14 protein-coding genes are annotated in these 15,384 nt (G+C 37.7%); 10 read left to right on the top strand and 4 right to left on the bottom strand.

Features of this window, described 5'->3' with window-relative positions; all coding sequences use genetic code 11:
* Positions 1–121 precede the first annotated feature (121 nt).
* The gene (locus V7D82_RS05800) at positions 122–4,651 is read right to left on the bottom strand and encodes a translocation/assembly module TamB domain-containing protein (protein WP_333600029.1); all 4,530 of its coding nucleotides are present in this window, start codon (positions 4,649–4,651) and stop codon (positions 122–124) included.
* 99 nt (positions 4,652–4,750) lie between these two features.
* On the opposite strand from V7D82_RS05800, the gene tsaD reads away from it, so the two are divergent.
* The 6 genes from tsaD (at position 4,751) to V7D82_RS05830 (ending at position 10,103) form a co-directional block, all read left to right on the top strand.
* Positions 4,751–5,773 carry a tRNA (adenosine(37)-N6)-threonylcarbamoyltransferase complex transferase subunit TsaD gene (gene tsaD / locus V7D82_RS05805; protein ID WP_333600030.1) on the top strand — a complete coding sequence of 341 codons (1,023 nt, stop codon included), beginning with the start codon at positions 4,751–4,753 and terminating at the stop codon, positions 5,771–5,773.
* Between the two features lie 2 nt (positions 5,774–5,775).
* A complete protein-coding gene (locus V7D82_RS05810) occupies positions 5,776–6,483 on the top strand; it encodes a 16S rRNA (uracil(1498)-N(3))-methyltransferase (RefSeq protein WP_333600031.1) in 708 nt (235 codons plus the stop codon).
* Between the two features lie 13 nt (positions 6,484–6,496).
* Entirely contained in the window at positions 6,497–7,135 is a 639-nt protein-coding gene (locus V7D82_RS05815) for a DUF4159 domain-containing protein (RefSeq protein ID WP_333600032.1), read from the top strand.
* A gap of 166 nt (positions 7,136–7,301) precedes the next feature.
* Positions 7,302–8,258 carry a zinc metalloprotease gene (locus tag V7D82_RS05820; RefSeq protein ID WP_333600033.1) on the top strand — a complete coding sequence of 319 codons (957 nt, stop codon included), beginning with the start codon at positions 7,302–7,304 and terminating at the stop codon, positions 8,256–8,258.
* 86 nt (positions 8,259–8,344) lie between these two features.
* Positions 8,345–9,529, top strand: a complete 1,185-nt coding sequence (locus V7D82_RS05825; RefSeq protein WP_333600034.1) for a THUMP-like domain-containing protein — start codon at positions 8,345–8,347, stop codon at positions 9,527–9,529.
* A gap of 4 nt (positions 9,530–9,533) precedes the next feature.
* The gene (locus tag V7D82_RS05830) at positions 9,534–10,103 is read left to right on the top strand and encodes a hypothetical protein (protein ID WP_333600035.1); all 570 of its coding nucleotides are present in this window, start codon (positions 9,534–9,536) and stop codon (positions 10,101–10,103) included.
* On the opposite strand, the gene V7D82_RS05835 is transcribed toward V7D82_RS05830, so the two are convergent.
* The 3 genes from V7D82_RS05835 to V7D82_RS05845 are packed head-to-tail and all read right to left on the bottom strand — an operon-like array spanning position 10,100 to position 12,443.
* Entirely contained in the window at positions 10,100–10,759 is a 660-nt protein-coding gene (locus V7D82_RS05835; protein WP_333600036.1) for a M15 family metallopeptidase, read from the bottom strand. The two genes, V7D82_RS05830 and V7D82_RS05835, sit on opposite strands and share 4 nt — an antisense overlap.
* 5 nt (positions 10,760–10,764) lie before the next feature.
* On the bottom strand, positions 10,765–12,069 hold the full coding sequence (locus V7D82_RS05840; RefSeq protein WP_333600037.1) for an NAD(P)/FAD-dependent oxidoreductase: 1,305 nt from the start codon (positions 12,067–12,069) through the stop codon (positions 10,765–10,767).
* A 56-nt stretch (positions 12,070–12,125) separates the two neighbouring features.
* Positions 12,126–12,443 (bottom strand): rhodanese-like domain-containing protein, encoded by a 318-nt coding sequence (locus V7D82_RS05845; protein WP_333600038.1) that lies wholly within the window; start codon positions 12,441–12,443, stop codon positions 12,126–12,128.
* Between the two features lie 177 nt (positions 12,444–12,620).
* Between V7D82_RS05845 and V7D82_RS05850 the strand changes: the two genes are divergently transcribed.
* The 4 genes from V7D82_RS05850 to V7D82_RS05865 form a co-directional block, all read left to right on the top strand.
* Positions 12,621–13,079, top strand: coding sequence for a MarR family winged helix-turn-helix transcriptional regulator (locus tag V7D82_RS05850; protein ID WP_333600039.1), 459 nt, complete (start codon positions 12,621–12,623; stop codon positions 13,077–13,079).
* A gap of 9 nt (positions 13,080–13,088) precedes the next feature.
* Positions 13,089–13,721 carry an NAD(P)H-dependent oxidoreductase gene (locus tag V7D82_RS05855; protein ID WP_333600040.1) on the top strand — a complete coding sequence of 211 codons (633 nt, stop codon included), beginning with the start codon at positions 13,089–13,091 and terminating at the stop codon, positions 13,719–13,721.
* A gap of 25 nt (positions 13,722–13,746) precedes the next feature.
* A complete protein-coding gene (locus V7D82_RS05860; protein WP_333600041.1) occupies positions 13,747–14,313 on the top strand; it encodes a YceI family protein in 567 nt (188 codons plus the stop codon).
* 266 nt (positions 14,314–14,579) lie between these two features.
* Positions 14,580–15,384: chorismate-binding protein (locus V7D82_RS05865; RefSeq protein ID WP_333600042.1), on the top strand; the 805-nt coding region annotated here is incomplete at its 3' end.

Consider the following 15,384-nt stretch of genomic DNA (forward strand, 5'->3'; position numbering starts at 1 on the left):
AATTAACAAACAAGACGCAGTTTTTTGCCCATAGTATTACTATATTAATAAAATAAGGGAAATTCAATCGTTTTCGTTGATAAGTTTTTAGTTTGTGAAAGACAGGAAAGGACTTCGAGATTTAATCCTCAGAAGGAATAGCTTCTTTGTTCGGAGGAGTATCCGGGGTTTTCTTATTCTTATCGTCTTTCTTTTTGTCCGAAAAATGCATATTATCGGGAAGCAGGCTCGAATCGTGGATTTCGTCGTTTTTTGGGACTAGTTTATTCAGCTTGGCGTTTTTGAACATTCGATTTACCAATTCTTTGAAGGTGTCAAAATCAACTTCATACGAAATTCCCAAGCCTTGTGTATAGCCAATTCCCTGACCAATGTAAGTAATGTCGTTTTCTTTGTTAAACACTCTAAGATTCAAAGTTCCGTCGGTATTAACGCGGTATTGCACTTCCACATCACCAACTACAGTAGTTTCATTGATACCACCAACCGGCACCCCAACTTTTCCGTTTACGGTAATTCGGTCATTGATTTTAGAAGAAACGGAAACACCAAAGCGTCCATCAGTTTCTAAACCAGGCGTTTTATCGGCTGTGACATAATCAATCCCTAAATTAAGTTTGCCGTTTTCATCTGAAAAAATATCATTGAAAACACTACTCACTTTTTCAAATGCTATGTTAGATGTTTGCGATTGATTCAAACCATCCTGACTCAAAAATCCACCAAAAGCCAATAAATACAAGGCCTGTTTTTGACGGGTATCTTTATCGTCCAGTTTGTATTGAATTTCAGATTTTAGTGTGCTGCCGACCGTTGGAAAATTAATATTAAAATCAGGTTCCGGATTGGCCAAATTTCCTTTTACGGCTATGCTTACTTCTACATCAACCTTTTTATTAAACGAAGGATTGTCAATCAGTACCGCAGGATTGGCAGTGGTTTTGTAAACGGCTTCCAAGTTCAATGTAGCCGCCATCGGATTCCCGTCCCATACTATGGAACCGTATTTTTTAACTTCAAATTTTTTATCAATCAAACCTCCGTATTTGAAATTATATGTCCCTTCATACACCTGAAAATCACCATACATTTCAAACTTGCCAAGCGTATTGATACTCATATTCAGCGTTCCTCGTCCTTTTCCTTTCATACCGTGTCCCGATTCCCGATTCAATATAACTTCAATGCTGGCATTTTGATTGATATCGAATTCAAAATTCATCTGAAGACCATTGTAATTCTTGGTTTGAGCAATTACGTTGTTCTTCTTCTTTTTTTCCTGAGTGCTTAAAAAATGAATATAACTGTTCTCCTGAACAGCTTCGGCATCGTTAATCGGAATTTTGATATCGGTTCCTTTCGCAGACTCGGCATCTACCCGAATCATCAAGGCATTGGTTGGCCCTTTTATGGTTGCAGAACCGTCCATAAAAGCATTACCATAATACGCGGCATCTTCGTGATCCAAGGTGTTCAGCGCCAAAAGTCTTTTGGAATTAACGGCTAAATCCAATTGCCAATCACCAAACTGTTTGTGCTTAATGAAACCACTTAAGGTTCCTTTGGTGTCAAATTTGGTATCGGTAATATTGGTTTCCCTGATGATAAACTTGTTTTCGGTAACATCAACAATTGAATTATTATCAAAGACATAATCTGTATTGAGGTACGGAATCGTAAGGCCGGCATCTGTCACAAACAACCTTCCGTTGTAATCTAAATTATTGAAATCACCATCAATTCTGGCGGATCCTGAAGCAAATCCGCGAATGTTGGTAATCACCTCGCCTCCTATTTTTCCTAAAATACCTAAATTGAATTTGTCAAAATTCAAATCGATATCCAAAAGCGTCTGATTGCCTGCCACGGTTATATCTCCGTTGGCACTAAAGGCTTCCACATTTTGATTGTCTAAGGTAGAATTTAAGTGAAATTTACTCAGCGTTTCATCGCCTTTAATGTCTAAATTCATTCGACCCAGCGCGATATTATTGACCTGCAAACTATCGATCCTAAGCGTGGAGGTGGGCTGGAATATATTATTGCTTTGCTTGAAATTAATCTTTCCGTTCAGGTTTCCGTCAAAGCGGAATTTCTCGACATCGGGCGTGACTTTATTCAGATTGACATTGTCAAATGTGAGTTCCAAATCTTTGTCTTTTTTGCCATTCCAGGTTCCGCCAAAATTGATGTTTTGATTGCCATGCGAGATTATAAAATTATCAAACGAAAAATTGCTCAGCTTTTTATCAAAAACGATTTTATTGTCATCCGCGGTTTCTTTTTCATTTAAAAACCACAAATAATCCTTGAATTGGAGTTCCGATTTATTGAATCCAATCACGTTTTGATTGTCTTTGTTGATGGTGTGGTACAAATTCAGATTGTAAAAATCGTTGCCCAATTTCCCGCCTTTAAATTCCGTTCTGAAATGCAGCGTATCATTCGAAAACGTATTAATCATACTGAAATCCCTGATTTTGTAATGCTTGGTTTTTATCGAATCCATCTGCACATAGGCATTATACAACGGATTCTTATTGTCTACCTGAATTAAAATTTTATCAAACGTATTGTCGTAAGCCGTCACTTTTGGTGAATTAAAATCCAATATGAAATTCTTCGTATCCGAGCTTATATTTCCTTTCAAAGTGGTATTCGGTGCCAGTGAAATATCGGGATTGAATATCTCTATGATTTTGCTGTGGAGCGCAAAATTGAACTTCAGGTATTGATTTGGCAACACTTTATTTTGTTTGTAATTGGAATAGAAACTGCCCAAGGAATTCTCCACCATTTTTTGCAATTGGCTGAATTTGTATTTTCCAATTACCGAACCTTCAATTGCATCAGGCGAATTAATGGTGATGGCTCGTTCGCCGGCAGCATCAAAACTGGAATTAACCGTCAGTAAATCCAGGAAATATTGATCCTTTTTGTTTTGATAAGAAGCATTGGTTAATACAAAATCACCTTTCAGATTATCAAAAGAATTGCCGCTGGCTTTGACCACAATGTCCCCTTTGAAAACCGAAATGGAATCTTTCATAAAGTTCAGTTTTACCAAATTGGCATAATCTACTTTAGAATGGAAATCATAGATGTTTTCCTTTTTGGATAAATCTACCGTCCCGTTGAAATCCATGAATAAATTAGGGTCGTTGATATAGAATTTTCCTTTGAACATAGGCTCTTTAAAGCTACCGTCTACAATAATTTTGGTGTAATTATAGCCGTTGTATTTCACTTCAGAAACATCGCCGACAAAGGTGGTATTCAAATATTTTCGGGTAAAACCTTTGCCTTCTACATCCAAATTCAAGCTCACTTCCCCGATGGTGTTGTCGTTCATCATAGCACCCACATCAAAATTGTCGAGAATGACATTTCCTTTGTATTGGGCGTTATCAATATTATCCAAATCCGACATGTGCAAATCCGATTCTACGATACCCAATGCCGTGTTCATTACAAAATTAGTATTGATGTATTTCTGAGTAACTTCGGCCGTTCCGCTGTAATTAAATTGTCCTAGTTTCGCTAAAGAAGTTGGTAGTTTTTTGCCGAGAACATTGGGTAACAGCTTGGTTAAATCGGTATAATTAGAGGAAATTTTATTGAAATCGCCTTTCATATAAAAAGAACCCGGAGCTCGTGGAAACAGGTTCCTGAAATTGACATCTCCTTTGATAATCGAGTTTTTCTGATCGCGCAAAAACAGATGCGTGGCATAAAAATTATTCATCGTTCCTTTGATTTTGGAATTCAAATAGAACTTTTGATTTTTATCCAATTCTTTGTAAAAATGGCGAATATCATTGGTAGACAGCGTAGCACTGTCAATGGCCACATCAAATTTAACTTTATTATTAAAATCGCTGAAGTCGTGATCGTCTTTGTTGTATTTCAGAATAACTTTTCCCTTCAAATAAGACTCGGGCGTTCTTACCGCCAGGTTTTCTAACTTGATATTTTTCTTGGTATAGGTGAAATCCGCTAGCAAATTATCAACGGTAACGCCACGATGGTCGTGGAAAGTCATCGAGGCGATGTTGGAAGTAACATTCGGGCCTTTAATCATGAAATCTTTCAGATGCGCATTGAGCTTGGTAAAATCGACATCCTTGGGTTTGGCGCGATTTTCATCAATCATCGTAAACCGGCTGTCTTTGAGATAGATATTTTTGGAAGTCATCAAAAACTTTCCGCTGGCCTTTTTCCCATCGTCAAAAGCTGCTATGAATAAGTCCAGATTGGTTTCTTTTTCTTTTTTGTAAGTTTTAATCTGAAGATAAAAGTGATCAAAACGCAAATCACCAAAAAGCAATTTCCCGTTGATTAATTTCTTCATGTCCAGGATGCTGGTTTTGATTCTTTGCGAATAAATCAATGTATCGTTATGGTGGTCAAGAATTAAAACCCGCTTTAGTTTAACACCGCCAAAAAGCGTTATCGCCACTTCGTCAATATTGATATTGGTGCCGTAATCTTTGTTGAGCCTATCGGTGGCATAATGGGCAATTTTGGTTTGCACCACCGGCAATGAAAGAGCAATACTCATAATCAGGAAAAGAAAAAGGAGCGCCACTATGGTGCGAATCAATATCTTCCTGAACTTTACAAAACCAGTATTTGTCTTATTTTTTTCCAATTATTATAATGACTTGGGAAAGAAAATTACCTTTGCAAAAATCTTTACATTTGATTTTCCTGTTGGAATGTCAAATATAACTCAAAATTCGTGCCTTTTATGCATCCCGAAGAAGTTTTTATTCTGGCTATTGAAAGTTCTTGCGACGATACTGCTGCTGCAGTTTTGCAGGGTGACAAGGTGCTTTCCAATGTGGTGGCGCGACAAAGCATTCATGAAGAATACGGCGGCGTGGTTCCTGAACTGGCTTCGCGGGCACACCAACAAAACATCGTTCCCGTGATTGATGTGGCTTTGAAAAAAGCCAATGTTACCAAAGAACAACTTTCAGCCATTGCCTTTACACAAGGTCCGGGGCTGATGGGTTCGCTTTTGGTTGGTTCTTCCTTTGCCAAATCTTTGGCCATGGCGTTGAATATTCCATTAATTGCGGTGAATCATATGCACGCTCATATTTTGGCCCATTTTATCGAAGAAGAAGGTTTTGATAAACCAACGTTTCCGTTTTTGGCCTTAACCATTTCGGGCGGACATACTCAAATTGTAAAAGTAAACCACTTCTTCAACATGGAAATCATTGGCGAAACCACTGATGATGCGGTGGGGGAAGCTTTTGACAAAACCGCCAAAATACTAGGCCTTCCCTATCCCGGCGGTCCGTTGATTGACCAATTTGCCAAAGAAGGCAACCCGAAAAAATACCAGTTTACCAAACCAAAAGTAGACGGATTGGATTTCAGTTTCTCTGGTTTGAAAACCCAGATACTGTATTTTGTTCAGAAAAATGTGTTGGAAAATCCAAATTTCATTGAAGAAAACAAAGCCGATATTTGCGCTTCGGTGCAACATACCATTATCGAAATTTTGATGGATAAACTAAAATTGGCTGTAGCCGAAACCGGCATCAAACAAATCGCTATTGGTGGTGGAGTTTCCGCTAATTCCGGCATTAGACAAACACTAAAAGAAGCTGAAAACAAATACGGTTGGAAAACCTTTATCCCAAAATTTGAATACACTACCGATAATGCTGCGATGATAGGAATTGTGGGCTATCAGAAGTTTTTACATGATAAATTCTCAGACTCCAAAGTAGTTTCTAAAGCCCGAATTGAATTTTAAAGATGCAGTTATTCTACAATCCCAATATCACGGAATCGGCTACTTCTTTTGTTTTTGACAAAGAAGAAAGCAAGCACATCATCAAGGTATTGCGCAAAAAAGAAGGTGATGTTTTGCATGTAACCAACGGGGCAGGCTTTTTATTCAAAACCGAAATTACGATTGCTTCCGATAACAAATGCACGGTAAAAATCAATTCGTTTGAGAAACAGGAAACACCAAAATTTCGATTGCATTTGGCCGTGGCTCCAACCAAAATGAACGAACGCTACGAATGGTTTTTGGAAAAAGCTACCGAAATCGGCATACAGGAAATCACTCCAATCATCTGCGAACATTCCGAACGAAAAGTGATAAAAACCGATCGATTTCAGAAGATTCTCGAAAGTGCCATGAAACAATCGTTGCATTATTATTTGCCTAAACTGAATGAACCGATTGCTTTCAAAGAGTTTGTGAAAACCCAAAAATCAGGGCAACTTTTCATCGCGCATTGTGAAGAAACAGATAAAAAATCCTTGAAAAACGAACTGAAAACAAATGAAGATGTGACCATGCTGATAGGTCCTGAAGGTGATTTTTCTGTTAATGAAATTCAAATCGCTCTCGAGAATCACTTTATTCCTGTATCTTTGGGAACTACGCGTTTGCGAACTGAAACGGCTGCCATTGTGGCTTGTCATTCCGTAGTTTTTAAAAATGAAGCATAACATTTCAGCCTTTATGAAAAGACTTTTTTTTCTGTTTTTATTGATATCATCCGTTGGTTTTTCCCAGGAAATTGCCTTATTAAAATACAATGGCGGCGGCGATTGGTATGCCAACCCTACTTCATTACCGAACTTGATTAAATATGCTAATCAAACTATCAACACCAATATCAAAACCAAACCGGCAACCGTAGAACCTGGAAGTCCTGATATTTTTGCGTATCCGTTTGTACACATGACCGGCCACGGCAATGTGGTTTTCAGCGATGCCGAAATAATCAATTTGAGAAACTATTTATTGTCAGGCGGTTTTCTTCATGCCGATGATAATTATGGCATGGACCAATACATTCGCCGGGAAATCAAACGAATTTTTCCCAACAATGACTTGGTTGAAATTCCAGCCAACCATCCTATTTTTCAAAAACCCAATTTATTTGCCAACGGATTACCAAAAATCCACGAACACGACGGCAAACGACCACAAGCCTTTGGTATTTTTATTGACAACCGTTTGGTGTTGCTTTACACTTACGAATGTGATTTAGGTGACGGCTGGGAAGATCCCGAAGTGCACAATGATCCACAAGACGTTCGGGAAAAAGCATTAAAAATGGGAGCTAATATTTTGAGCTATATTTTTAAAAACTAACACTTTAGTAGCTTTTATCTTTCGCGAAAAAAACTCAATTTTTCCGTAAAACCTTAAAATTTCATGTTGTTCATCGATTTGTTGAAAAGTAACATTGCTTTTTTTTCAAGTTACTTCATTATTTCTTAAAATTGTGCTAACCTATTAACTAAAAATTTAAAGTAAAATGAAAAAAATCTGTTTATCATTAGCAACTATGCTGCTTTTGTTTTCTTGTCAGAAAGAAGACAGCACCAATGATGCTCAACCCAAAGCTTCCAGAAGGATTTGCGCTTCACAGGAAGTTTTAGAAAGACAACTTCAGGAAAATCCTGGATTGGCTGCCAAAATGAGTCAAATTGAAGCCTTTACTGAAAATGCGGTGTTGCATCAAAGCAAATTGGTTAACGGTCAAATCGTTATCCCTGTAGTGGTAAATGTACTTTACAGAACAGCCGCTGAGAATATTTCAGCAGCACAAATTCAATCACAGATTGATGTTTTGAATAAAGATTTCAATGCTCAAAATACGGATTTCAATCAAGTTCCTGCGCTATTTTCTGGAGTAAAAGCCAATGTTGGAATTTCTTTTGTATTAGACCAAGTAATCAGAAAAGCAACAACCAAGTCATCTTGGGGAACCAGAGATGCCATCAAAAAAACAAAATCCGGTGGACTTAATCCAACTAGCCCAACAACTAAGTTAAACCTTTGGGTAGGTACTATTGGCGGTGGAATCTTAGGTTACGCTCAGTTTCCCGGTGGTTCATCAGCAACGGATGGTGTCGTAATTGACCCATTATATTTTGGAGTGTACAGCAATTCAAGCTCCAGTTATCCTTATAATTTAGGAAGAACAGCGACGCACGAAGTTGGACACTGGTTGAACTTACGTCATATTTGGGGGGATGCCAATTGTGGCAATGATTTAGTAGCCGATACACCAAATCACGATTCAGCAAACTTTGGTGTACCAGCCTATCCGCATTACAGCACATGTTCAGGAACTCCGGTTGAAATGACCATGAATTATATGGATTATACCGATGACAGAGGAATGTACATGTTCTCATTGGGTCAAAAAGCCAGAATCGATGCCATCTTTGTTTCCGGTGGACCTAGATTTTCTTTCGCACAGCCATAATAATAATTTTATATTTTTTGTTAAAAACTCGCTACTTGTGGCGAGTTTTTTTTATACTTGTTGCTACCAAAAAAGCGCCTTTTTCCATGCAAAAAGAATCCCTGTTAACGAGAGAAATTCAGGATTTCATTTCCCAAAATACCGACACTGATGTTGCGGTTTTGGCTTTGCAGAAAAACAAATTCCCTACTATTGACTGGATTGCCATATTAAATCAAATTGCAGCCAGACAAAAAGCAAAAACCAAACTACCTACTTGGTTTCATACTAAGAATATACTCTATCCGGGTAAAATTTCGATGGAACAAACCTCGTCTGAGAAAACAGCAAAATACAAATCTGAATTGGTTTCGGGCGAAAAACTGATTGACTTAACTGGTGGTTTTGGGGTGGATGATTATTATTTTGCCAAAAAAATAAAGGACGTTATTCATTGCGAAATCAACGACGAACTTTCGGAAATTGTTCGCCATAATTTTGAATCATTAGGTGCTACAAATATTGAATGTATAGCTGATGACAGCTTGAAAATTCTTAAAAAATCAAACAAAAAATTTGATTGGATTTACATAGATCCTTCCAGACGAAACGATGCGAAAGGCAAAGTTTTCATGCTACAGGATTGTTTGCCAAATGTTCCTGAGTTGCTGAATTTTTATTTTGAATTTGCTCCAAATATCATGATAAAAACGGCACCCATTCTTGATATTACCGCTGGATTATCAGAACTCAGCAATGTAACGGCCATTCATATTGTAGCGGTTGAAAATGAAGTCAAAGAGTTGCTCTGGATTTTGGAAAAGAATGCTACAGTACCTATCCAAATTTGTACTGCCAATTTGGTAAAAGACAAAACAGAAACCTTTTCTTTTGAAATGAATTCAATGGAAAATAGTGTTTCTTATGGTTTCCCCAAAAAATATGTTTACGAGCCCAATGCGGCCATCATGAAATCGGGTGGTTTTGATGTGATTCCGGCTCGATTTGATCTCGAGAAATTACACCAACATTCCCATTTATATACTTCGGATAACTTGATTGATTTTCCGGGAAGGGTTTTTAAAATTGAAAATAGCATTGGATATACCAAAACCGAAATGAAACAATTTCTGGAAAACAAGAAAGCCAATATCACCACTCGAAATTTTCCCGATTCGGTGGAAACCATTCGCAAAAAGTGGAAAATTAAAGAAGGGGGCTCGCTATATTGTTTTTTCACAACTGATGCGAATAACTCCAAAATAGTTTTACTTTGCAGCAAAATTCAATAAACCCATGAAAAACCTGTTTTTAGCTTTATTTCTACTTCTAAACATTACAGCTTTTGCCCAAAAACCCTGCGAAATCGACTCCAATGTGACCGATAGCTTGGGTACCTACAAATCGACTAAACAACAGATGATTTTTGAAAGAAGTTTTGCCGGAAATACTACCAACATTTTTTTTGCATTGTCAAACACCAATGGTCTTTTAGCTGTGGAAATTCAATACATACAAAAGAGTAACGAGTTTATCAAAGCCAATTGTTTTGATGCCAACACCCGAATTTATCTGCAATTGAACAACGGTAAAATAGTCACTTTGATTTATTCAGGAAACGACACTTGTGGGACATTGCTACGCGATGATAAGAATGTCAATAACCGAATAATGGGTGGCACCTTTTTGTTTGCCAAAGACAACTACGAAGAGTTAAAAACATCACCCGTAACTTATATGCGAGTGAAATTTTCAGGCGAAACGGTTGATTTTCCTTTCCGCACCGAATTTGTTTCCGAATTGGATAAAGTCAAATACGAGCCCGAAAGCTTCTTTATCAATTATATAAAGTGTGTTGAAAACTAATCGTCGCAACGCCATTTTAAATTAGACACTTTATCCGCCGCACTATTGTTCAGATTGTAATGCCACCACTCCGAATCAAAGGATTTGAAGTTGTATTGCAGCATGATGTCTTTTAAAAACTTTCGATTTTCTAAAACAGTAGACGGCAAATTTTGGTATAAATGACTGGCTTCTTCGCCAAAAAAATCAAATTTGGTACCCATATCCACTTCCACGCCAAGCGAATCGACTAAGGAAATATCAACGGCTCCACCTTTGTTGTGAATGGAACCTTTCTTGGGATTGGCAACAAAATTGGCATTCGGAACAATTTTCCACATTTTTTTCTGAATAGACAATGGGCGATAGCAATCGTATAATTTGATGCGGTAGCCTTTCTTCAAAAATGCTTTATTGGCTTCGAGCAATGACTTGATGGTTTTGACTCTGAGGAAACATTCTTCGCATGGATATACTTTTTCTTTCAGGAAATTATCAGCGGTGGCATACTTCATGTCAAACACAAAATCGTTGCTGTAATTTTTCAGATTGACAAAAGCGTTGTCATCGGTTTCTTTAGTGATATCAAGTAAAGTTGGTGATTTTTTCGAATCGAGGTAAGTCGATTTACAAGAAACCAAAAAGACTAGCAATAAGAATAAAAGTGTTTTTTTCATAACCATTAAACTTCATCGCTAGTAAAAGTAATGAAACTTTTCTTTTTATACGGGCGAATAATCAAGCGGCCTTCCCTATCAAATCGGATGTAATTGTACACCCAATTCAGGAAAACTACGGCTTTATTTTTGAATCCGATTAGGGAAAACAAATGCACAAACATCCAAACAAACCAGGCAAATACGCCACTGAAATGATAATGTGGCAAATCAACTACCGCCAGGTTTCTTCCGATAGTAGCCATGGAACCTTTGTCGTTGTACACAAAAGGCGTCATGATTCGGCCACTGTTTAATTTTGCCAAATTGTCGCCCAACAATTTTCCCTGCTGCATAGCCGGTTGCGCCATCATCGGATGTCCTTGCGGATAATCCGCAGTTTCCATTGAAGCAATATCGCCGATGGCAAAAATAGTATCATACCCTTTTACTTGATTGAATTCATTGACCCGAATGCGAGCCACTCGTTCTACTAATGAATTGGCATCCAAGCCAAAAACAACGGCGCCTTGCACTCCGGCTGTCCAGATAACCGTAGCGGTTTCAAAAGTCAAATCAGAATTGGTGGTGATGGTTCTTCCGTCATAATTGGTCACGCGAACGTTTTTCCAAATCTTTACGCCCAACTCTTCCAAAAACTTTTCGGCCGCCTGTGACGATTTTTCACTCATGGTATTCAACACCCGGTCATTGCTTTGCACCAGGTTGATTTGCATTTTGGAAATGTCTAAGTCAGGATAGTCTTTTTGCAGGATAGCTTTTTTCATTTCGGCCAAAGCTCCAGCGAGCTCTACTCCTGTTGGTCCGGCGCCTACCAAAACAAAATTGGTCAAGGGATTACTCTCGTTCACGTCTTTGGTCAAAACCGCCTGCTCGAAATTCTCCAGAATCAAACTGCGAATGTTCAGGGATTGCGGTATGGTTTTCATCGACATCGAGTTGCGTTCGATTTCCTTGTTGCCAAAATAATTGGTTTTAGAACCCGTGGCAATCACCAGATAATCATAGTGCAAATCGCCAATTTCAGAAATTATTTTCTGATTTTTAGTATCTATTTCTTTGACCGAAGTTAATCGAAAGTAGAAATCCTGATACTCCTGAATCACTTTTCGAATGGGATAAGCAATAGAACCAGCTTCCAAACCACCGGTTGCCACTTGGTACAGCAACGGTTGAAACGTGTGGTAATTGTGCTTGTCTATCAGCACCACCTGAAGGTTTTTGTTTCTGAGTTTTTTGGCTAAAGCGATTCCGGCAAATCCGCCACCGATGATGACCACTCTTTTCAGAGTACTGTTTGGAATATTCATTTTGGAGATTCAACTGATTGAAAAACAAAGTTACGAAGCATTACTTCATAAAAGATTTATTCCTTTGGAAAATCTACTTCGCCTTTCCATTGCATAAAACCACCTTCCAGATTATAAGTAGTTTCAAAACCCATTTGGTTCATAACGGCGCAGGCCTGAGCGCTTCTGCCACCGGCTTTGCAGTAAACATAATAGTTTTTGGATTTGTCTAATTCCTCAACTTGATAGATGAACCCTTGTCCTTTATAGATGTCAATATTAATCGCATTGGGAATGATCCCTTCATGGCATTCGTCTTCGGTTCTAACATCTAATATAACAGCGTTGGCATCTGCTTTTAATTGGTCTGCCCAATCTTGTTGTGATAAATTCATAGTACAATTTTTTGAAAAACAAATGTATTCCATTTCGAATAAATAGAAAAGCGAAAATAAGCTACTGCCCTATGATTTATTCTGTCTCAAAAAAATTAACAAAAAAATAACATAACATTTGTATATACAACTATAAAATGTTTTACATTTGTACCTACAAATATTGTACTAGTAATTATGAAAATCGAAGACATCATAAAATCGACAGTAGCCATGGATGATGCGAAGAAAGTTATCCTGAATATCATGTATACTCAGAATGTGATTAATGATAAGTTTAGTGAACTCATGAAACCTTATGATTTATCCGGTGAGCAATACAATGTTTTGAGAATCCTTCGCGGTCAGAAAGGCTGCCCGGCCAATATGTGCGTCATTCAGGAACGCATGCTGGCCAAAAACAGTAACACTACCCGATTGATAGACAAATTACTGCTCAAGGATTTTGTCACCCGGGAAGTTTGCCCCGACAATCGCAGAAAAATTGAAGTCCTGATTACCCAAAAAGGATTGGATGTTTTAGCCGAGTTGGATCCGAAAGTGAACGAGCACGAGCAGATTTTTGCGGCCAATTTGAACAAAGAAGAAGTACAACAATTAAACACTTTATTAGAAAAATACAGAACTATTAATTAATAACTAACTATGAGTAATTTTATAAAAAATGCCAACTGGCGTTACGCCACCAAAAAATTTGATGCTGCCAAAAAAGTATCAAACGAAGATTTAGACACTTTGAAAGAAGCCATCCGATTAAGCGCTTCTTCCTACGGATTACAGCCGTACAAAGTAATTTTTGTAGAAAACCCGGAGCTACGGGCTCAATTACAACCGGCTGCCTGGGGACAAGGACAAATTGTAGATGCCTCTCACCTATTGGTTTTTGCCAACATTACTGATTTTGGCGATGCTCAAATTGATTCCTACATCAACAATGTTGCCACCACCAGAGGTTTACCAACAGATGCTTTGCAAGGTTATAGCGACTTCATGAAATCAAAAATCACTACGTTACCATTAGAAAACAGAAACACCTGGACCTCCAAACAAACCTATATTGCTTTAAGCAACTTATTGAATGCTGCTGCGGAATTGAATATTGATGTTACTCCAATGGAAGGTTTTGAACCGGCAAAATTCAATGAAATTCTGGGATTGGAAGCTTTAGGATTAAATGCTTCCCTGGTAGCCACCATCGGATATCGTCATTCAGAAGATGATACTCAACACTACGCCAAAGTGCGTAAATCAAACGAAGAATTATTTATCAATTTATAATCAATAATTAAAAACAAGTTAAAAAATGAAAAATTTAAAAACAATTGCCATCGCATTAGTAGTAGCTTTCGGAACAACCGTTGCTACAGCACAAAGTAAAAAAGTTAACGCCGATAAAAGTACCTTGACATGGGTAGGAAAAAAAGTAACAGGAGAACACACAGGAACTGTTAACTTAAAAGAAGGTGTTTTGATATTCAAAAAAGGAAAAGTTGCCGGTGGTAATTTCACTGTAGATATGACTTCGTTAACTTCGACTGACTTATCAGGAGAATGGAAAGACAAATTAAACGGTCACTTAAAATCAGAAGATTTCTTCGGAACAGAAAAAAATCCAACTTCGACTTTGAAATTCACAAAAATTGCTGCTAAAGCCAACGGAGTATACACGGTAACGGCTGATTTAACCATCAAAGGAATTACCAATCCTATTACTTTTGATTTGACTACAAAAGCTAACACAGCTACCACAACATTAAAAATCAACAGAACCAAATACGGAATTAAATACGGTTCAGGTAGTTTCTTTGACAATCTTGGAGACAAAACCATCAACGACGATTTCGATTTAACTGTTAACCTACAGTTCTAATCACTGGGAATAATTGCTATGAAAAGAGAAGCCTCGGAAAGAAATTTTCGAGGTTTTTTTTATTTTTTGTTTGAAATTAAAAAACACTTAGCTACATTTGTTTCATACAAAAAGAAAAATGAACAACATTTTAAACAATACTTGGTGGTGGAACAGTTTACGTCAAACGTCGTGAAGCGGTCTGCTATAAGTATATTTTAAAATCGAAATATCAAAAAGGGCTTGTCAATCACGACAAGCCCTTTTTTTATGCTAAAAATCAAATTATGAAAACCTATCAACTCCATACGAACTTCAAACAAATCCTGGCCGATACCATCACGCCGGTTAGTATTTACCTGAAAATCAGAGATAAATTTCCGAATAGCATTTTGCTCGAAAGCAGCGACTATCACACGGCTGACAACAGTTTTTCGTATATCTGCTGCCATCCTATCGCTTCCATCAAAATGGAAAACAACAGCCTTGTCAAAACTTTTCCTGACGGAACTTCAGAAGCAATAACCATTTCCACAACTGTCAATATTCCAAAAGAGATAGAAGCGTTTGCTTCTCAATTCCAACCCGAGAAAACCGATTTTAAGTTCATCAACAACGGACTTTTCGGCTACATGAGTTATGATGCGGTGCAGTATTTTGAAAAAATTGACATCAGCAAAAAGGAAAATGATTTAGCGATTCCCGAATTATTTTATGCTGTTTACCAAAACATCATCGCCATCAATCACTTCAAAAACGAAGCGTATATCTTTTGCCACAGCATTGATGAGACCAATAATATCAAGGAAATTGAGCAATTATTGCAAACCAAAACCTTTGCCAGCTACAGCTTTACCAAAGAAGGCAATTCAGTTTCCAATTTAACCGATGATGAATTTAAAAGTAATGTGGGGTTGGCCAAAAAACACTGTCACCGTGGCGATGTGTTTCAATTGGTGTTATCAAGACGGTTTTCACAAGCGTTTAAAGGCGATGAATTCAATGTTTACAGAGCATTGCGAAATATCAATCCGTCACCTTATTTGTTCTTTTTTGATTATGGCAATTTCAAAATCTTTGGCTCTTCGCCCG

This window comes from Flavobacterium sp. (assembly GCF_036741995.1).
In the GTDB taxonomy this organism is placed as follows: Bacteria; Bacteroidota; Bacteroidia; order Flavobacteriales; family Flavobacteriaceae; genus Flavobacterium.

Excerpts from the sequence above, each read along its gene's own strand:
- V7D82_RS05835 (WP_333600036.1), bottom strand. The coding sequence starts at position 10,759 with ATGAAAAAAACACTTTTATTCTTATTGCTAGTCTTTTTGGTTTCTTGT.
- V7D82_RS05860 (WP_333600041.1), top strand. The coding sequence starts at position 13,747 with ATGAAAAATTTAAAAACAATTGCCATCGCATTAGTAGTAGCTTTCGGA.
- V7D82_RS05840 (WP_333600037.1), bottom strand. The coding sequence starts at position 12,069 with ATGAATATTCCAAACAGTACTCTGAAAAGAGTGGTCATCATCGGTGGC.
- V7D82_RS05810 (WP_333600031.1), top strand. The coding sequence starts at position 5,776 with ATGCAGTTATTCTACAATCCCAATATCACGGAATCGGCTACTTCTTTT.
- tsaD (WP_333600030.1), top strand. The coding sequence starts at position 4,751 with ATGCATCCCGAAGAAGTTTTTATTCTGGCTATTGAAAGTTCTTGCGAC.
- V7D82_RS05845 (WP_333600038.1), bottom strand. The coding sequence starts at position 12,443 with ATGAATTTATCACAACAAGATTGGGCAGACCAATTAAAAGCAGATGCC.
- V7D82_RS05850 (WP_333600039.1), top strand. The coding sequence starts at position 12,621 with ATGAAAATCGAAGACATCATAAAATCGACAGTAGCCATGGATGATGCG.
- V7D82_RS05820 (WP_333600033.1), top strand. The coding sequence starts at position 7,302 with ATGAAAAAAATCTGTTTATCATTAGCAACTATGCTGCTTTTGTTTTCT.
- V7D82_RS05855 (WP_333600040.1), top strand. The coding sequence starts at position 13,089 with ATGAGTAATTTTATAAAAAATGCCAACTGGCGTTACGCCACCAAAAAA.
- V7D82_RS05830 (WP_333600035.1), top strand. The coding sequence starts at position 9,534 with ATGAAAAACCTGTTTTTAGCTTTATTTCTACTTCTAAACATTACAGCT.
- V7D82_RS05815 (WP_333600032.1), top strand. The coding sequence starts at position 6,497 with ATGAAAAGACTTTTTTTTCTGTTTTTATTGATATCATCCGTTGGTTTT.
- V7D82_RS05825 (WP_333600034.1), top strand. The coding sequence starts at position 8,345 with ATGCAAAAAGAATCCCTGTTAACGAGAGAAATTCAGGATTTCATTTCC.